The following is an 18,059-nucleotide window of genomic DNA, read 5'->3' on the forward strand; positions in this document are numbered from 1 at the left end:
GTACACGGTTCTCGATGTCACCTTCCATGGCGCATGAGCAATCTGCGGTTTTTGTCTTCCAGTTGCGCCGCACTTTTTCCGGCTTGCGCACTAACCCATGAAAGGACTCGCATATGAAAGCCGCACGCATGCATGAGTATGGTCAGCCTCTCGTCCTCGAGGACATTCCGATTCCCGAGATCAAACCGGACGAGATTCTTGTCGAGGTGAAGGCGTGTGGAATGTGCCGCTCCGACGTGCAACTGATCGACGGATATTTTCGCAAGTACGCCGACATTCCCACGCCGATCACACTGGGACACGAAATCACGGGCGTCGTGCATACAATCGGCAGCATCGTGCCCAAGGTGGCTGGTTTCGCCGAAGGCGATCACGTGGTCGTGGCGCCGGGATGGGGCGACGGCATTTGCCGCCATTGCCAGATCGGCAATACACATATTTGTCCGAACGTGCGTTGGCCAGGATTCGGGCCGGTTGGCGGATTTGCCGAGTTCATTCCGGTGCCCGCGCGCTACCTCATCCGAGTGGACAAGCGCCTGCCGTTCGAAACGCTTGCACCGCTCACAGACGCCGGCATGACGCCTTATCGCGGCATCAAGAAGTTACGCGATGCAGGCGCATTGGCGCCGGATCGCATCGTCGGCGTGTTCGGTGTGGGTGGCCTGGGCGGCTATGCGGTGCAATACGCCAAGATTCTCGGCAGCGGCGCGCGCGTCGTCGCGTTTGCACGCAATCCCGAGAAGCTGGCAATCGCGAAGGAATACGGCGCCGACCATACGATCGATATCAAGGGCAAATCTTCTGCCGATATCAGCAAGGAACTCGAGAAAGCAGTGGGTCGCACCGACCTCGATGCGGTGATCGACTGCGCGGGTGCCGAGCAGATGGTGCAACTCGCCCTGAGCCTGCTCTCCATCAGCGGACATTATGTCGACGTCGGCCTGGTGGGCGATCGCATCGACGTGCCTCTATTCCCGCGTGTTTCTCGCGAACAGACCATTGGCGGCTCGTTCTGGGGCAACAACACCGATCTCGCTGAGATCATGGCGTTGGCCGCGCAGGACAAGATTCGTCATAAGGTCACGACGTTCAAGTTCGAAGAGTTGAACGACTACATCGACCGCCTGCGGGTCGGTGAGATCGTCGGGCGCGCCGTCATGAAGTTCTGATCGGGCGATGGCGTAGACACTGGCGGCCAGTGTCTACGCCAATCGGCAACTGTGCCTCACCCAATCAACGGACGACACCAGCCAGAGGTAGAGTAAAACGGAATCGGGCGCCACCGTGCAGCGATTCATTGTCGGCCCAGATTTCCCCGCCATGCGCTTCGATGATCGAGCGGCAGATGGGCAGCCCCATACCCATACCATTCTCTTTGGTCGTAAAAAAGCTGTCGAAGAGACTGTCGAAATGTTCCCGCGCAATGCCGGCACCGCTATCTTCGACCGAGCAGCACACTATCCCTCCATCCTGCAACTCGACCTTGATGGTCAATTCGCGCTGCGGGCTCCGCGCCTGATCGAAAGCCTGCATGGCATTCACCGCGAGATTCACGATCACCTGCTGGAATTGAATGCGATCCGCGAGTACCTTCGGCGCACCGGCTGCAATCACGCGCGTCACTTTCACACGTCGCGACTGGACCTCGTGCCGCAGAAACATGAGTGCCTCGTCGATGACTTCATCGAGTGAAATCAGCGTACGTTCCGGCGCCCGCCGAACCGCCATGCCGCGAATGCGGCCGATAATTTGCACGGCGTGCTGCGCATTGGCAACGATTTGCATGTTGGTGGCACGCGCCTCCGCGATATCGGGAACCGCACGATCGAGCCAACCCAGGCCCGCCTGACCATTGACGGCGATCGCCGCAAGCGGCTGTTTGAGTTCGTGAGCGATCGAAGCGGTCAGTTCGCCGAGCATGGAAATTCGTGCCGCGTGCGCAAAGTCCGACTGCACGCGCTGCAGCATTTCCTGCGCGCGAATACGCTCGGTCAGATCGACGAGGCTGACCACCGACATACCCAGGTCGTCGTTCGGAGCCGGGCGTGCCACCGTAAAAAGCACGTCGATCACGCGCCCGTCGAGCGTGGGGAATCGGGTCGCTTCCTGAAACGTTTCTTCACCGCGATAGCGGCTTTCCAACGCGCGCCGCAATGTCTGGGGACTTTCGTTCCAGACCCACGACAGTGGGCCGAGCAGTTCGCGCCTGTCGCGCGCGCCGAACATTTTTACGGCGCAATTGTTCACGTCTTCCAGCACGAGCCTGTCACGCGCGATCGTGAGCCAGTCCGGATGGGCATCGATATAGGCCGCGAGATCCGTCACGCCCTGCGCGCGCAATTCTGCCAGCATGGCGATCAGCGGCTGCGTTCTGGTTTGCCACAAACCGACCGGCGTCTCGCTGAAAAGATGGCGATAACGATGCTCGCTACGCCGCAGGTCTGCATATAGCCGCGCGTTCTCCAGTGAGATGGCGGCCTGTGAAGCCAGCAGCCTCAGCACGGCAATCCGCGCCGACGTGAATACATGGGGCGTCAGCGTGTTCTCGACATACAGCACGCCGACCAGCGCGCCCTGCTTGATGAGCGGCAGGCAGAGAATCGAACGGCAACCGGATCGCGCGATATATTCGTCACCCGAGAATGGACTGTGGTCGGTGGCATCGTCCAGAACCAGACACTCCCGTGTGCGAATGACGTAGCGGAGAATCGACTCCGGAAACTCCACGGGAGAAACCTGTTTGCGAAGCAACTGAACCTCGACGCTGTCTCCCGCCGTGGCCGCTTCCGCCTCGATCCACAGTTCGTCGTCGCGCGGTAAAGCCAGCACGCCACGGTCTCCGCCAGCATGTTCGAGTGCCAACACCATCAGTGCACGAATCAACTCGTCGAGGCCGATTTCGCTGAATACCGCCTGCGAGACCTTCACGACCGTGCCCAGATCGAGTTGCTCTACCGATGTCGCGACGGTACTCTCGGCGTAAGGCGTCAATTCTTCCCGCAGCGGTGCATAGGCCTGGTCCAGTTGACGAACCTTGCCGAAAGCGCCCCAGCGCATGTAGCACAAGCGCGCATTACGAAGATACGTGCTGGCAATCGTCTCGAAGCCGCGAGCCGCGTAAGAGCGCGCGGCGAGTTCGTTGGCAAGTCCTTCGTTCTGCACGAAGCCATGCTTACGAGCCGACTTGATGGCTTCTTCGTAAAGCTGCATGGCGTCGACGTGCCGTTCCTCGATCCGCGCGACCTCGGCCCGAATGAGCGCCAGGCGGTTACGAAAGTTCTCCGCGCAGTGAGATGTCCAGAGTTCGAATTTCCGGAGTATCGCCTCGATTGCCACACGATATTCGCGCTGCTGCGCCGCGCTTGCCGCGGGATATAGCGCGGTCAGCGTGAGCGCATGGTAGAAGTGATAGGTTGCCTCGATCGGCATGCTCATCGCGGCAGGCAGCGCCGGCTCGGCCAGCATCGCACAGTCCAGCGCCTCGGCATAATCGCCATTCAGAAAGGCAAGGATCTGCCTCATGATGTGATAGAAAACGATGCCGCAGCCAAACGTGGCCGTTACGATGGTATTGAAGCTCGCGGCTTCGTCGAAGCTCGCATCACCCAACCTGAGCGAGTCGATCGACTTGCCTTGCAAGCTCGCAATGAACTGCTGCTCGATCCGGATCGTTTCATAAACGGCATCGTTATGGCTCAATCGGGCGAACTCCGCGTGTTTCTCGGACTGGCTTCGCACGTCTTCGAGCGCATCGCCTTTCTCGATGAGTTGCCACGTCGTTTCGAAAGCGAGAAAGCCGCCATAGACAAAATCGCCCACCTCGACACAGGCCTCGAACGCTTCTTCCAGAATCGGCAGGCCCGTTGCGAAGTGATGCCGCCAGAAATTGACGTGATCGCCATGCAGATGAAGCAAGGTGCCGCGCAAACGGCCGTTGCCTATCTTTTCATTCAGCCGCAGCGAAAACTCAGAGAACTGGAATGCGGACGCAATATCCCCGACCGCAGAGACCAGCCAGAGCGAATACACACCATAGGCGAAACTCGACTGATCGGTGTTTCCGTACTGCATCGAAAGATTGACGGCCTTCATCGTCACGAGCGGGAACAGCAGCGGCCGCCCGATATAGGCACACGGCACGGCATCGACCAGCAGGTTGATAATGGCCTGCATGGTGGGATCGACGGCCATCGGCGCGTCGAGCTTGTCGATAATTGGCCGGCCGCCCAGGTTGACTTGTACCTCGTTCAATTCGACCTGCACCGCGAGCAGAATGTCGTGTTCGGACTCCGGCAAAACCAGGCCGAAATCGCGAAGCGCGCCGACCGCAACGGAGAAACCCTCGTCGTATTTGCTTGCCACCTGATAAAGCCGGATACGCAAACCATAGACCTTGGCCCGATCGAGCTTGCAGCGCGCCCGCTCCAGGATCATGTCGAATAGCGCGTCTGCCGTGGCAAAGTTTCCGCCGAGGTACTCGCACTCGGAGAGTTCGAGATACAGATCGAACGTGCTTTGATACCGGCGCTCCCAGGCATCTTCCGATAAGAGCGCAGCGGCCTGCGCGAAATGGCTCCGCGCCGAAGAATAAGCCGTCGAATATTTGGCGCGCTTGCCGGCTATCACATTCAGCTCGACCACCTGCTCGCGTTCGTCCTGCGTCGTCACGAGGTCGAGACCGCGATTGAAATGATTCACGATGTCGAAGATGGCTTCTTCGATCTCGTCGGCCGCCGTATGTGATGCCAGCGCGCGGCCGATCCTGAGGTGCGCCGCAGCGCGCTCGCTCACGGGAATCAGCGCGTAGGCCGCCTCCTGCACCCGGTCGTGAACAAACTTGTAGCCGCGCTCAACGCGAAAAACCAGACCGGCCTTGACCGCTGCCAGCAACTCGGCGTGAATCGCGTCTTCGTCCGCGCCTTGAATGATGGCGAGCGTTGCACTGTCGGCGGCATTGCCCAGACAGGCCAACTGTTTCAACGCGACCTGCGTGGTGTCAGGCTGGCGACTGAGCTTGGCCGCCATGAGATCGGCCACGTTTTCCGTGAATCCCTTCGCGCGGATACGGGGCAGATCCCAGGTCCATCGGGCGGCGCTGCGATCGAATATGAGCAAGCGCTCCTCGCACAGCGCAGTCAGAAACTGAATCACGAAAAACGGGTTGCCGCCGGTCTTCTGATGCACGAGTTGCGCCAGCGGCCGGGCGCTGCCCAGGTCGCAGTGAAGCGAGTCGGCAATCAACTCGCCCACGCTTTCCGTCCCGAGTGGCGACAGCACGGTCACGTCCACGCGCGCGCCCGAAGCGCGGATCAGACTCAGCGTTCGCACCAGCGGATGCGATGGGCCAATCTCGTTGTCGCGGTAAGCGCCCACGAGCAGCAGATGCTGCACCTCGGGATGCGTCATGAGGTGTTCGATCAGGTCGAGCGTCGCGACATCGAGCCACTGCAAATCGTCGACGAATAGCGCGAGCGGATGTTCGGGTCGCGCAAATACGCCGAGAAACCGGCGGAAAACGAGCTGGAAGCGGCTTTGTGCGTCACGCGGCGGTAGCGATGGAACGGGCGGCTGCTCGCCGACGATCAGGGCCAACTCGGGAATGAGATTGACCATGAGTTCGCCGTTCGTTCCCAATGCGTCCATCAGCGCGCTCCGCCATACACCGACTTCCGCGTCGCTCTTGCCCAGCAATTCACGGATCAGCGACTGAAACGCCTGCGCCAGCGTCATGTATGGAATGTCGCGCTTGTACTGATCCACTTTGCCGGCCGCGAACAGGCCGCGCGGTGGAACCAGTACCTTGTGCAATTCATTGACCACCGACGACTTGCCGATACCCGCATACCCGGACACGAGCACCATCTCAGCCTTACCGCTTGCCACGACACGATCGAATGCCGTGACGAGTGCTTCGATTTGCGATTCGCGCCCGTAGAGCCGCTCCGGAATCAGCAGACGGTCGGATACGTCCCGCATCCCCAGCACGAACGTGGCGATCCGGCCGCGCGCCTGCCATTCGACCAGACATGTCCGGAGATCGGCCTCCAGGCCCGCAGCAGTCTGATAGCGACTCTCCGCCGACTTCGCCAGCAGCTTCAGCACGATATCTTCGATCGGCCCAGGAATGCCCGCGACTCTTTCGCTGGGTGGAGCCGGCCTGCGGGCAATATGGCAATGGATCCACTCCATCGCGTCGGAGGCGATAAACGGCAGCGTTCCCGTAAGCATCTCGTAGAGCGTGACGCCGAGCGAATAGAGATCGCTACGGGCGTCGATCGACCGGTTCATGCGGCCAGTCTGCTCGGGAGCCATATAGGCAAACGTACCCGCGATAATCTCCGCCGGCGCGGGTGTCTGTCGTTCGCGCTGCAGTTGGGACGCAATGCCGAACCCGGTCAGGCGCAGATTGTCGTTGTGATCGACCAGCACGTTGGCCGGTTTGATGTCTTTATGGATGAGTCCGCGTCGATGAACGTGGCCGACCGCAACCGCCAGATTGATACCGATACGCAGGAAACGCGTGATGTCGAGCGGATGGCCCAGCAGGCGATCGAGCGGTTCGCAACCGTTGTCGTCGAGTACCAGCGTAGGCAGCGCGTTATGACGACCCAGCGCCAGCGGCCGCGCCGCCCATCTGGAATCGAGCACACTCGCCAGCGAATACTCGTGTTCGAGACGCGTGATGCTTCTGGAGGCCGGTTGCGTGGCTACGAGCGTGAGCACGGAGACCGGATTGCCGGGCTGCCGGGCGCGGTACAACGAAAAATCCCCATCGGCGCGTAACGACTCCAGCTCGTATCCAGTGAGGTCCATGTTGTCCATGCCGGGTTGCTGCGCGTTTCACGGAGGAATTCGGTCAGCCTGAATTTCGACTGGCATCGGGGCTGCCGACTCGGACGGTACAAACCGGCGAAACGACTTGCACGTCGATTTGCGCCTGAGTTATTTTGCGCCAGGAGATTAACGATGGGCAAGGCATGATGGGCGTACTCGCCCCGCTTTCGCTGACGCGTCGGCAGAGAACCGTGGGCAAACCGCTTCACGACACTACCAGGTTCAGCGCCATGAACGGGTTTCATGTTCATGGCGCATTTAATGGCGTGTGCAATGGCGCGTGCAACGGCGAATGCAATGACGCGTGCCGATGACGCACGCTTATGCATCGACTGCAGAACTCCCCGTTTCCGGTTTCAACTGCGGAGTTCGATGCCCACTCTGCCTCGCATTCAATAGTATGAAGAGAGCGAGTCAATCGCGCCGCGCAGTTCAGCCATTGCCACCATGAAAGAGGGTGAGCTTGTTCGTGACTGACTGAACACCCTGCACGGACTGCGCAACGTCTTGCGCCTGCTGAATCTGCGCACCGCTCTTCACCGAACCGCTCAGCGTCACCGCGCCGCCTCGCGCCCGAACGAATACACCCGATACGTCGAACCCCGGCGCCTTGCTAAGCGCGCGACGCACGGATTTACCCAATGCGCGGTCCGCCGGTGTCGCTTTTTTCGACGCGGTAACGGCAGGCGTGCCGTCTGTCTGCGCATAGGACGGCACGGCCGTGATTGCTGCGATGCCTACCAGTACCGCGCACAAGATTTTTCTGTTCATCTTTGCCTCTCTCCAGACCAGTTCACCGACGATAGCGCTCACGCATGACTGATCGCCATTCGCAGCGCCGCACTAATAGTATGCGCCTCGGGCGGCCCCTCGTATCGCCGGCCATTCACAAACAGCGTGGGCGTGCCGCTGACTCCACTCTTCACGCCGCCGTTGAAGTCCTCTCGAATGATGTCGTCATACTTTCCTTCGAAGGCAAGCGAGACGTCGCGCACGGGGACATCGAGTCCGGTTGCATAGCGAACCAGGCTTTCATCATCCAGTTCGAACTGGTGTTCGAAAAGCGTGTCATGCGCTTGCCAGAATTTACCGAACGTCGCGGCGGCTTCCGCGAACTGCGCCGCATGCATGGCATGCTGGTGCAGATTGGTGAGCGGAAAGTGACGGAAGACAAACCGCAACTGATTGCCCATCTCCGCCTGCACTTCCTTGATGACACGATACATCTCGCCGCAATACGGACATTGAAAATCACCGTATTCGACTAGCGTTACTGCCGCGTCTTCGGCACCGGAGAGGTGATCGATATCGCCGACCGGATAAGTGAGCACTTTCATTGTCCATTCCATTTCACGAACACGGCGTTGCAAGTTGCACCGTCGAGAATGACATCCATTCCACGCTTGTAACGTTAAACCAAGCGATACGACTTCGCATACGTTACGTGGGATTTAGACAAAAACCGTTCGCTCACGCCATTTCCAAAATAAGCCATGACTCGTCCGCACGACTATCCTATGCTAGGCAAACAGTCCGACTCGAATCGTTCTTCCGCACCGGTTCAATGCCACTCTCAACACACTCCGTCAAACGAGGTATTCCATGAAAGCAACGGTTATTGGAGCTACGCTCGTTCTGACATGCATGGCGAGTTCTACTCTGGCGTACACAATCAAAACCTATCAGGGGAATGGCGCCAGTCGTATCGAGGCATGTACTCTCGCCAAAACAACGGCCGAATCTCCCGATCAGGAAACCGCACACGGCCATTTAATAAAAGTCAGCGCATGTAAATGCTCGTCAACGGAAAGCACCCACGACTCAAAGCAATGGCTCTGTCTCGTACAGGCCACTCACGACCGTTAGTGCCGAGTCGGTCTACGGTCAATACATGCCGATATATTCTCCTGATCGCTTCTCCGGTTTTCCGTGCGTTGCAGAAAGAAATACTTATTCCTGCACGCTAGGATGGCTACGCATTGTGATTTTTACTCTGCATGCCGAAGCCCCATAGGCCAGAGTCCGATTTACCGTGAGTTTTATCTCGGGTAGCGCAAATGCCGAATCGGAAACTGACCGGGCGTATCCCAGCTCAGCGCAAGAAGACCAGAGGACAAGATGACCGAACTCAGCACCCACACTCCGACCAATCGCCGTCATGTACTGGCAGCCGGTGCCGGCGCGGCAGTCGCAGCGATGACAGCACCGGCTATTGCAATGGCTGCGGCAACGGGAACCACACGCACTCATTCTGCTTCGCACGCCTCGCATGGCGAAGGGGAATATGTCACCGCGAAAGACGGCACGCGGATCTTCTATAAAGATTGGGGCACAGGCAAAACGGTCGTGCTCTCGCACGGCTGGCCGCTCGATGCGGATGCATGGGACGCCCAGATGCTCTTTCTGGTGCAGAACGGATATCGGGTCATCGCACACGACCGCCGCGGCCACGGTCGATCGGGTCAATCCGCGTCCGGCAACGACGTCGATACGTACGCCGAAGATCTCGCCGCGGTCATGAAAGCACTCGATGTGAAAGACGCCATGCTGGTCGGCCACTCGATGGGCGGCGGTGAAATTGCGCGCTATATGGGACGCCACGGTACGTCTCGCGTATCCCGAGCGGTTCTCATCAGCGCCGTCGTGCCGCTGATGCTCAAAAGCGACAGCAATCCCGACGGCTTGCCCGAAGCGGCATTCGACGGCATTCGCAACAACCTGACGGGTAACCGTTCAGTGTTTTATAAGAACCTTGCCATGGCTTTCTACGGCTTCAACCGGCCGACCGCAAAGGTCGAGCAAGGAACGATCGATGAGTTCTGGCGCGAAGGCATGGCCGGCTCCATTCTCGGTCAGTATCAATGCGTCAAGCAGTTCGAGGTGGACTACACCGAAGATCTCAAGAAGATCAACGTGCCCACGCTGATCCTGCATGGCGACGACGATCAACTCGTTCCCGTCAACGTGGCCGGACGCATGTCGGCCAAGATCATCAAGAACTCCACGCTCAAGGTGTATCCGGGCGCACCACATGGCATGTGCACGACGGAAGCCGACAAGGTCAATGCCGATCTTCTGGCTTTCCTGAAGAGCTAGGCACGCCACATCGAACAGAAGGTAAACAACAGGCGCGCGAACTCTGCGCGTCTTTCAGGGAACCGCACGAATACGCCGAACAGGTGACGACATGGAGTTGCCCCCCGACCATCTCACGACGGTTCGCGTGCGGTTCAATAAATACCTTCTGTTCGCGGAGTTCATCGGGCTCGTCGCGACCGCACTCGCTGCCGTGGCGGCAATGGGTCAGGAAATCAAGAACATGGTTCTGGTCGGCAACGTGACGCTGACCGACCTGCTGCTCATGTTCCTCTATCTCGAAGTACTGGCTATGGTTGGCCAGTACTTCAAGGCTGGACAGTTGCCCGTCCGCTTCCCGTTGTACATCGCCATGGTGGCGCTCGCGCGGGAATTGATCCTCGGCAACGGCACCGCCACGGGATCGCACATGCTGGAAACCGCCGGCGCCATTCTCGTTCTGGCGCTCGGCGTGCTGCTGATCCGGATCGGACAGGTCAAATTCCCCACGCAGGACGACAGCAAGTTCGAGAAGTAGCGGGCACGTACCGAAGCACGCAACGATATCGCGTCATGCCGGCACGGGCTGCTCCGCGCCGCCCAATGTCACCACGAATACGATCAAACCCGCAGCCGTCAGAATGAAGCCGGCCCAGACCGCTGACAGCAAGCCGTATCCCGCTCCGATCGCGAAACCACCGGCCGCCGCGCCGATTGCATTCGCCACGTTCAACGAGGCCAGGTTCATTGCGCCCATGAGCGTTGGCGCCTCGGGGGCGAATTGCGTGAGACGAACCTGAATGGTCGGGATAGCCGTCATCATGGTCATGCCGACGCCGAATAGCGCGATCATGAGCACCCATTCGTGCGCACCGAAAAGCGCGAGCAAGGCGAGCACCACGAGCGCACAACCAAAGCCGAGTATCACGCCAAGGGAAGCATGCGAGTCGGCAAGACGGCCGCCGATCAGATTGCCGAGCGTCATCCCGATGCCGAAGAGTGCCAGCGCGAGCGGAATGACCCTGGCGTGAAGCATCGCGACGTCGGTCACGAACGGACCAATGAAGGTGTAGACGGCGAAGATGCTGGCGACGCCGAGCGCGGCGACGATCATCGTGGTCCAGACGCGTGGTTTGCGCAGCGCGCCGAGTTCCTGCCTGAGCGGTCCGCCGTTGAGTGCTTCGTTGTGCGGGATCCACGCCCACAGCGCCGCCAGTGCGATCAAGGCAAGGATGGCGACGATCACGTAGGTTTCCCGCCAGCCGAGGCTCTGACCGAGCAACGTGGCCAGCGGCGAGCCGACAATGGTCGCGACGGTCAGCCCCGACATGACCATGGCGAACGCCTTGCCCGAGTTGCCTTCGCCGACGAAATACGATGCCACCACCGCGCCCGCACCGAAATACGCGCCCTGCGGCAGTCCGCTGATAAAGCGCGCGGCGACCAGCATGCCGAGATTCATTGCAGCCGCCGAGAGCAGATTGCCGACCACGAACAGGCCGATGAGGATGAGCAGCAAAGTGCGTCGATTGAGTCGCGCGGCGAGCAGTGTCACGAGCGGCGCGCCGATCACCACGCCGAATGCGTAGGCCGTAATTGCATGGGTCGCCTTCGGAATACTCAGGCCGAGACTGCCGGCGAACAGTTGCAGAACACCCATACTGGCAAACTCGGAAGTGCCGATGCAAAAGCTGCCGAGTGCCAGCGCGAACAGCGCGAGTCCCCGCTTGCGCGCCTCGGACGCTTTCGTGCAGTGCACCGTGACTTTCTCACATTGTGCTTCATAAGCCTTTTCAAGCATGTCTTCTCTCCCGATCACCGGAACGCCATCCTTACGATATTTAGGTTCATTGAAATCTGCTCAGGGACGGGGCAACCCGACAAGAAGTTCGTTCTCGCAATCGGCGCCCGTTGTGGGTGTTCGACGAGATCGACCGGCTCGTTACACGAGCGTCTTGTCCGCCGATGGCTGAATAACAGCATCGTTCTTTGCGGCGCCAGACAAGTGTTCTATTGCGCGATTTTTTATTCTTCGCCCATCGAATCCGTATGGCCGATAAACCGACATTGCGTCGGTTCGAGCGCGCCGTTCGGGCGAACGGCGCGCCAGCCGGATCGTTACGCGATCGTGTCGACGATTCCGCCGTCCACGCGAAGTGCGGCGCCTGTCGTTGCCGACGCCTGAGTCGAGCACACATACACCACCATATTCGCGACTTCTTCCGTCGACGCCGCGCGCTGGATGATCGAGGAACCGCGTGTGGCCAGCACGAATTCGTTCAGCTTCTGTTCGATCGTTTTGCCTTCGCTTTTTGCGGCATCCGCCAGCATGGCACGCACACCGTCCGAGAGCGTCGGCCCAGGCAGCACCGAATTGACGGTCACGCCACTACCCGCGGCAAACTTTGCGATACCTCGCGAAATGCCGAGTTGAGCCGTTTTGGAAAATGCGTAAGCCAGCATGTCGGGCGGAATATTGAGCCCGGACTCGGACGAAAGGAACACTACGCGGCCCCACTTCTTTTCCATCATGCCCTTGAGATAGGCACGAGTGAGTCGGACGCCCGACATCACGTTGATCTGGAAATAGCGTTCCCATTCCTCGTCTTCGGTACTGAAGATATCGCCCGGACCAAAGAAGCCGAGATTATTCACGAGAATATCCGTGGCAGGTACGGACTTCAGAAATGCATCGACGCCCGCGCGCGAGCCGAGATCACCGGCTACACCTCGAACTTTCGCTTCGGGTACGGTCTCGCGAATGGTGGCGATGGCACGATCGACGGCTTCCTGCGTTCGCCCATTCACGATGGTTTCGGCGCCCGCTTCCGCGAGACCCTTCGCAATCGCGAGGCCAATGCCTGCGCTCGATGCACTAACCAGTGCCGACTTGCCGGAAAGATCGATTTTCACTTTAGACTCCGCTGTAAAAGGGGCGCTGCTTCACCGCGTACTTTCTCGAGAAGCAGCGCTTGATTCTAGTTCGCTGACAGGCGATTTGTCAGAGAGGCCCGCCGGCGCGCACACAATGCCGCCGACGGCCAGTCTTTTTACGCCTTGTCGATGGGAAGCGGCGCATTCGCGGCAACGAGACCCTGCTCACGCATGTCGCTCCAGAATGCCGCCGGAATGACTTCCTTCACCGCGGCCTGATCTTCCGCAATACGCTCGGGACGGCTGGCGCCCGGAATGACCGCTGCGACCGCCGGATTGGCGAGTACGAACTGCAACGCCGCCGCCTTCACGCTCACGTCGTGACGCGCGGCAATCGCCTTGATGCGCTCTACTTTCGCGACGATCTCAGGCGCGGCTTTCTGGTATTCGAAATTCGGACCGCCCGCGAGAATGCCCGAGCTATACGGACCGCCCGCCACGATTTCAGCCTTGGCCGCAGCCGCCGCCGGCATCAGGCGCTGCAATGCGCGATTGTGATCCAGCAGCGAGTAACGGCCGGCAAGCAGGAATCCATCCGGCTGTGCTTCGGTGAGATCGAGCGCCAGTTCGCACGGCTCGACACGGTTGACACCGAGACCCCATGCCTTGATGACGCCCTCTTCGCGCAAACGCGTCAGTGCACGAAATGCGCCTTTGCGCGCGCTCTCGAATACGGAAAGCCATTCGTCGCCGTAGAAATCCTGCGCGACGTCATGCACCCAGACGATCTCGATGTGGTCGGTATTCAAGCGCTTGAGCGACTGCTCGATGGAGCGCAGCGTGGCGTCCGCCGAGTAGTCGTTGACGATTTTATTCGGGCGGCCGAACGCGAACACACCGCCTTTTTCGCCGAGGTCGCGGGCATTCACGTCTTCGATTTCATCGAGAATCACGCGCCCCACTTTCGTGCTCAGCACGTAGTCGCTGCGCTTGTATTGCGCCAGCGCTTCGCCAAGCCGGATTTCCGACAGACCGGCACCGTAAAACGGGGCCGTGTCGAAGTAGCGAACGCCCTGCTGCCACGCGGCCTGTACCGTCGCGAGCGCTTCTTCGTCGGGGATATTGCGAAACATGTTGCCCAGCGGCGCAGCGCCGAAGCCCAGCAGCGTACCTGCGGGCAATTTATCCTTGATGCTCATCGTTCTGTTCCCAGAAGAGGTAAAAGTGGATGCAAGTCTAGGTTGGCAACTTAAGTCTGTCCAAGACATAATATGGAACAACTAAGTCGCAAGAGGTCTTAAATGCTCGACATTCGTCAGTTGCATTATTTCGTTGCGGTCGCCGAAGACGAACACGTCGGCAAAGCGGCCGAACGTCTGCATATTTCACAATCGCCACTCAGCCGCCAGATCGCACAACTCGAAGAAAAGCTCGGCCTGACGCTGTTCGAACGATCGCAGCAACGTATTCGTCTGACCGTAGACGGCCGCACGTTTCTCGAAGAAACCAAAGCCTTTCTCACGCACGCGAGCCGCCTCGAATCGCTCGCGCGCCGGCTCGGGCGTGGCGACGAAGGCGGCCTTTGCATCGGCTATCTGGAGAACGCCATGCATTCGGGCGTGCTCCCCACCGCGCTGCGAAAGCTTCGTGAAGACAGGCCGGATGTTCATATCGCCTTGTACAGCTACAGTTCGACCGAGCAGATTGTCGGCGTACGGCAACGCAGCCTCGATATCGCGCTGGTCTGCGAGCCGCCCGCCGCGGACGACCCCGAACTCGATTGCGCCCGCGTACTCGACGATCCGATGCTGCTCGCTATTCCGAAAGGACATCCGCTGGCCACGTCGCGCAGTTTTTCCGCCGACGACCTCGCCGCACAGAAGTGGATCGGCGTCATGCACAAGGAAGGTCTGATACGTCACGACAACTTCATTGCGGCCTGCGCGAAAGCGGGATTCACACCCGACATTTCCATGGAAGCCACCGAACCGCTCGCGGCATTGGGGCTCGTGGCGGCCGGACTCGGCCTGACAATGGTGCAACGCAGCCTTCGCCATCAGGCGCCGGAAGGTGTGGTGCTGCACGAACTGCCATGGTTCGGCTACCGCAGCGCGCTGTGGGCCGTGTGGCATCGGATCAACTTACGGCCGCTGGTCGAGAACTTTCGCACTACCTTGCTGGCTTCGAGTGACCTACCGGCGAAAGCAGCAACTAAAGCCCCCACGCCGGCACAGCGAAAGCGCAAAGCTGTGGTCGCGTGAAGCGGTCAACATAACCGTCGATCAAATTTTTATTCCCCGCACAGGGCGAATCAAATAAATCCGTCGAATCGCGAAAGCTGTTGAAGTCCATCCAGGTCAACATGGGCCTGTGTATGGCGAGCTTTCGCTGCTGTGTCTCCTCGGGACAGATTACGGTCTGTCCTTCGTGCCCGCTGCTGCCGCGCGGGCACCTTTTCACCAGCGGCCAGTTGCCGGTATCCGGCCTGCAAAGCTCTGCCTTGTGTGGAAAGTCAACGGAGGTCGCCATGAAGCTCATCAAGCCTGGATTGCTCGCCTGCCTGCTGGTCTCGACATTGGTTTCGACGCTGGGTTACGCGCAAACTTCGTCGCAACCGGCCGGGCAGACTGCATCGCCCTCATCGTCCGGCCAGATCGACCAGGCTGGCAAACACCATCGCTTTCGCACCACCAATACTGATCAGGACCCCGACACGTGTGTCGGTCCCGTCAGTTTCTGCACGCCCTTTTTCGGCCGCTAAAACGGCCCGCATTCCATGGTCTGACGGTGTGCGCAATCCGCGAACACCAGCCAACGTCTGGAGGCTATCTTGGCGAAACCCGCTCTTTTCACGCCGATCAAGCTGGGAAAGCTGGACCTGAAAAACCGCATCGTCATTGCGCCGATGTGCCAGTACTCGGCAATCGACGGCTGCATGAACGACTGGCATCTCGTTCATCTGGGTCATCTGGCGATTTCCGGCGCTGCGTTGCTGACCATCGAGGCCACCGCCGTCGTTCCGGAAGGCCGGATCACCTACGCCGACGTCGGGCTATACGACGACCGAACCGAAGCTGCCATGCGCCGCACACTGGAAGCGATCCGCCACTGCTCGGACATACCGGTCGCCATCCAGTTGAGCCACGCAGGACGCAAGGCGTCGACCGAAGTGCCGTGGAAAAAAGCCGGACAATTCGCGCCGGGTTCGACCTTGGGATGGCAAACCGAAGGTCCCTCCGATGTCGCGTACGCCGAGGGACATTTCGCGCCCACTGCGCTGGACCGCGACGGCCTGCTGCGCGTGCGCGATGCGTTTGTTGCCGCGGCGCGCCGCGCGGATCGCATCGGTATCGACGCGATCCAGCTGCACGTGGGTCACGGCTATCTGCTGCATCAATTCATCTCGCCGTTGTCCAACCGGCGCACCGATCAATACGGCGGCTCGGTGGAAAACCGGATTCGCTACCCACTCGAAGTTTTCTGCGCCATACGGGACGCGTTTCCAGCCAACAAGACAGTCACGGTGAGAATTTCCGCGACTGATTGGGTCGAAGGCGGCTGGGACCTCGAACAGACCATCACGTTCGCGCAGGCAATCGAGAAACTCGGCTGCGACGCTATTCACATCACGAGCGGCGGTTTGCATCCGGACCAGAAGATTCCCGTGGGACCCAACTATCAGGTGCCATTGGCGCGCGCGGTTAAACAGGCGGTGCAAAAAATGCCGGTCATTGCCGTGGGACTGATTACGGAATTCGAGCAGGCGGAAGCCATCATCGGCACCGGCGACGCCGATCTCATCGCCATCGCCCGCGCGATTCTCTACGATCCCCGCTGGCCGTGGCACGCCGCCGCCGAACTCGGCGCGCGCATTCACGCGCCGTCCCCGTATCACCGCTCGCAACCGCGTCGCTTCAAAGATCTCTTCGAAAGCCAATAGCGCGCGGAAAGTGCGGTGACGTCCGGCCGGAAGACAGGGCCGAACGTCACCGCTCAGCGTGCCGCGTGCGTGTCCTTGCGCAGCTTCGCGACCTCGTCCGCCGTGACCGCCGGCGCACCGTTATTCCACCCTGCACGAATGAAGCTCAGTACATCGGCAATCTGCTGGTCGTCGAGTACGGACGCGTAGTTCGGCATCGGGAACGGCGCGGGAATGCCGTCCAGCACGATATCTTCCGTACCATTCAGCGTGACGTTGATGAGCGACAGGGAACTGCTCTGCAGCACGTTTGGGTTGCCTGCGAGAGGCGCAAGGAGCGGCGCGAAACCGCGTCCATCGGCGCCGTGACAATGCATGCAATAGGTCGTGTAGACTCGCGCGCCCGCGTCGTTGGCGGGACGCGTGAGAGAGACTTTCGTCGGCTTCGGGTCGTATGAATACGGCGCGCGGCCATTACCGCCGGCGGCCGGCAAAGACTTCAGGTAGCGGGACATCGCGCCGAGGTCGGCATCGGTCATCGCCTGGCTGCTGTTGTTGATCACGCTCGTCATCCCACCGAATGCCGACGCATGCTGATTAGCGCCGGTTTTCAAAAACTGGGTGATGTCCGCTTCGGACCAGCGTCCGAGGCCGACGTTGTGATCGCCCGTCAGGTTAGACGCAAACCAGTTGTCGACCGGACCACCGCTCAGGTACGCACTGCCGCTCTCGTCGAGCGCTTTCTCCTGAAAGGCGATACCGCGTGGCGTGTGGCACGAGCCGCAGTGTCCGAGCCCCTGAATCAGATACGCGCCACGGTTCCAGGCAACATCCTTACCGGATTTGTCCTGATACACGCCTTTGTCCAGAAACACCATGTTCCAGAACTTGAGCGGCCAACGCATATTCATTGGCCACTTGATATCGGACTCGCGATTCGGCTGCCGCACGGGCGCGACGCCATTCATGAAGTACGTGTACAGCGCGTGAATATCGCTGTCCGTCGTTTTGACATACGACGGATAAGGCATGGCGGGATACAGATTGTGCCCGTCTTTCGCCACGCCTTCGCGCATGGCGCGCGCAAAATCGGCTTCGCTGTAGTGGCCGATTCCGGTGTCCGGGTCCGGTGTGATGTTGGTCGAATAGATCGCGCCCATCGGCGTCAACATTTTGAATCCGCCGGCAAACGGTTTGCCGTTCGACACGGTATGACACGCCGTGCAATCGCCCACTTTGGCGAGATAAGCGCCGCGTCGAACGAGCGCGGCGTCGGCTGCGTGAGCGAGCGTCGCGAAACAGGCAGGCGCAAGTGCGCATGCGGCGGCAATGGCCTTCAGTGTGCTTTTCATCGTAG

General features: G+C 59.9%; 13 protein-coding genes. 6 read left to right on the top strand and 7 right to left on the bottom strand.

The annotated features are described in order from the left end of the window. The first annotated feature begins 113 nt into the window (after positions 1-113). Positions 114-1,169, top strand: coding sequence for an NAD(P)-dependent alcohol dehydrogenase (locus P3T18_RS21545; protein WP_429301991.1), 1,056 nt, complete (start codon positions 114-116; stop codon positions 1,167-1,169). 64 nt (positions 1,170-1,233) lie between these two features. On the opposite strand, the gene P3T18_RS21550 is transcribed toward P3T18_RS21545, so the two are convergent. The 3 genes from P3T18_RS21550 to P3T18_RS21560 all read right to left on the bottom strand — a co-directional run bounded on the left by P3T18_RS21550 (position 1,234) and on the right by P3T18_RS21560 (position 8,171). Beyond that, positions 1,234-6,822: a trifunctional serine/threonine-protein kinase/ATP-binding protein/sensor histidine kinase gene (locus P3T18_RS21550; protein WP_429301992.1), complete on the bottom strand. Its 5,589-nt coding sequence runs from the start codon at positions 6,820-6,822 to the stop codon at positions 1,234-1,236. 444 nt (positions 6,823-7,266) lie between these two features. After that, positions 7,267-7,605: a BON domain-containing protein gene (locus P3T18_RS21555; protein WP_429301993.1), complete on the bottom strand. Its 339-nt coding sequence runs from the start codon at positions 7,603-7,605 to the stop codon at positions 7,267-7,269. Positions 7,606-7,643: 38 nt separating this feature from the next. Further along, positions 7,644-8,171, bottom strand: coding sequence for a DsbA family protein (locus P3T18_RS21560; protein WP_429301994.1), 528 nt, complete (start codon positions 8,169-8,171; stop codon positions 7,644-7,646). Between the two features lie 781 nt (positions 8,172-8,952). On the opposite strand from P3T18_RS21560, the gene P3T18_RS21565 reads away from it, so the two are divergent. Next, positions 8,953-9,930 (top strand): alpha/beta fold hydrolase, encoded by a 978-nt coding sequence (locus P3T18_RS21565; protein ID WP_429301995.1) that lies wholly within the window; start codon positions 8,953-8,955, stop codon positions 9,928-9,930. Between the two features lie 91 nt (positions 9,931-10,021). Next, on the top strand, positions 10,022-10,447 hold the full coding sequence (locus P3T18_RS21570) for a phosphate-starvation-inducible protein PsiE (RefSeq protein WP_429301996.1): 426 nt from the start codon (positions 10,022-10,024) through the stop codon (positions 10,445-10,447). Between the two features lie 33 nt (positions 10,448-10,480). Here the strand turns inward: P3T18_RS21570 and P3T18_RS21575 are convergent, their stop codons facing one another. From P3T18_RS21575 to P3T18_RS21585, 3 genes are all read right to left on the bottom strand, one after another. Further along, positions 10,481-11,710, bottom strand: coding sequence for an MFS transporter (locus tag P3T18_RS21575; RefSeq protein WP_429301997.1), 1,230 nt, complete (start codon positions 11,708-11,710; stop codon positions 10,481-10,483). A 317-nt stretch (positions 11,711-12,027) separates the two neighbouring features. Further along, complete coding sequence (locus tag P3T18_RS21580) at positions 12,028-12,822, bottom strand: SDR family NAD(P)-dependent oxidoreductase (protein WP_429301998.1); 795 nt, start codon at positions 12,820-12,822, stop codon at positions 12,028-12,030. 137 nt (positions 12,823-12,959) lie between these two features. Continuing rightward, a complete protein-coding gene (locus P3T18_RS21585) occupies positions 12,960-13,982 on the bottom strand; it encodes an aldo/keto reductase (RefSeq protein ID WP_429301999.1) in 1,023 nt (340 codons plus the stop codon). Between the two features lie 102 nt (positions 13,983-14,084). On the opposite strand from P3T18_RS21585, the gene P3T18_RS21590 reads away from it, so the two are divergent. From P3T18_RS21590 to P3T18_RS21600, 3 genes are all read left to right on the top strand, one after another. Next, positions 14,085-15,044 carry a LysR family transcriptional regulator gene (locus P3T18_RS21590; protein ID WP_429302000.1) on the top strand — a complete coding sequence of 320 codons (960 nt, stop codon included), beginning with the start codon at positions 14,085-14,087 and terminating at the stop codon, positions 15,042-15,044. A gap of 266 nt (positions 15,045-15,310) precedes the next feature. Further along, entirely contained in the window at positions 15,311-15,544 is a 234-nt protein-coding gene (locus tag P3T18_RS21595; RefSeq protein WP_429302001.1) for a hypothetical protein, read from the top strand. A 69-nt stretch (positions 15,545-15,613) separates the two neighbouring features. Next, positions 15,614-16,723, top strand: a complete 1,110-nt coding sequence (locus tag P3T18_RS21600) for an NADH:flavin oxidoreductase/NADH oxidase (protein WP_429302002.1) — start codon at positions 15,614-15,616, stop codon at positions 16,721-16,723. 53 nt (positions 16,724-16,776) lie between these two features. On the opposite strand, the gene P3T18_RS21605 is transcribed toward P3T18_RS21600, so the two are convergent. Further along, on the bottom strand, positions 16,777-18,054 hold the full coding sequence (locus tag P3T18_RS21605; RefSeq protein WP_429302003.1) for a c-type cytochrome: 1,278 nt from the start codon (positions 18,052-18,054) through the stop codon (positions 16,777-16,779). Positions 18,055-18,059 lie beyond the last annotated feature (5 nt).

This window comes from Paraburkholderia sp. GAS199 (assembly GCF_050436585.1).
Classification (GTDB): Bacteria; Pseudomonadota; Gammaproteobacteria; order Burkholderiales; family Burkholderiaceae; genus Paraburkholderia.

Bases quoted from the DNA above. Each gene is read 5' to 3' on its own strand.
- P3T18_RS21545 (WP_429301991.1), top strand. From the start codon at position 114: ATGAAAGCCGCACGCATGCATGAGTATGGTCAGCCTCTCGTCCTCGAG.
- P3T18_RS21565 (WP_429301995.1), top strand. From the start codon at position 8,953: ATGACCGAACTCAGCACCCACACTCCGACCAATCGCCGTCATGTACTG.
- P3T18_RS21585 (WP_429301999.1), bottom strand. From the start codon at position 13,982: ATGAGCATCAAGGATAAATTGCCCGCAGGTACGCTGCTGGGCTTCGGC.
- P3T18_RS21575 (WP_429301997.1), bottom strand. From the start codon at position 11,710: ATGCTTGAAAAGGCTTATGAAGCACAATGTGAGAAAGTCACGGTGCAC.
- P3T18_RS21555 (WP_429301993.1), bottom strand. From the start codon at position 7,605: ATGAACAGAAAAATCTTGTGCGCGGTACTGGTAGGCATCGCAGCAATC.
- P3T18_RS21560 (WP_429301994.1), bottom strand. From the start codon at position 8,171: ATGAAAGTGCTCACTTATCCGGTCGGCGATATCGATCACCTCTCCGGT.
- P3T18_RS21590 (WP_429302000.1), top strand. From the start codon at position 14,085: ATGCTCGACATTCGTCAGTTGCATTATTTCGTTGCGGTCGCCGAAGAC.
- P3T18_RS21595 (WP_429302001.1), top strand. From the start codon at position 15,311: ATGAAGCTCATCAAGCCTGGATTGCTCGCCTGCCTGCTGGTCTCGACA.
- P3T18_RS21550 (WP_429301992.1), bottom strand. From the start codon at position 6,822: ATGGACAACATGGACCTCACTGGATACGAGCTGGAGTCGTTACGCGCC.
- P3T18_RS21605 (WP_429302003.1), bottom strand. From the start codon at position 18,054: ATGAAAAGCACACTGAAGGCCATTGCCGCCGCATGCGCACTTGCGCCT.
- P3T18_RS21570 (WP_429301996.1), top strand. From the start codon at position 10,022: ATGGAGTTGCCCCCCGACCATCTCACGACGGTTCGCGTGCGGTTCAAT.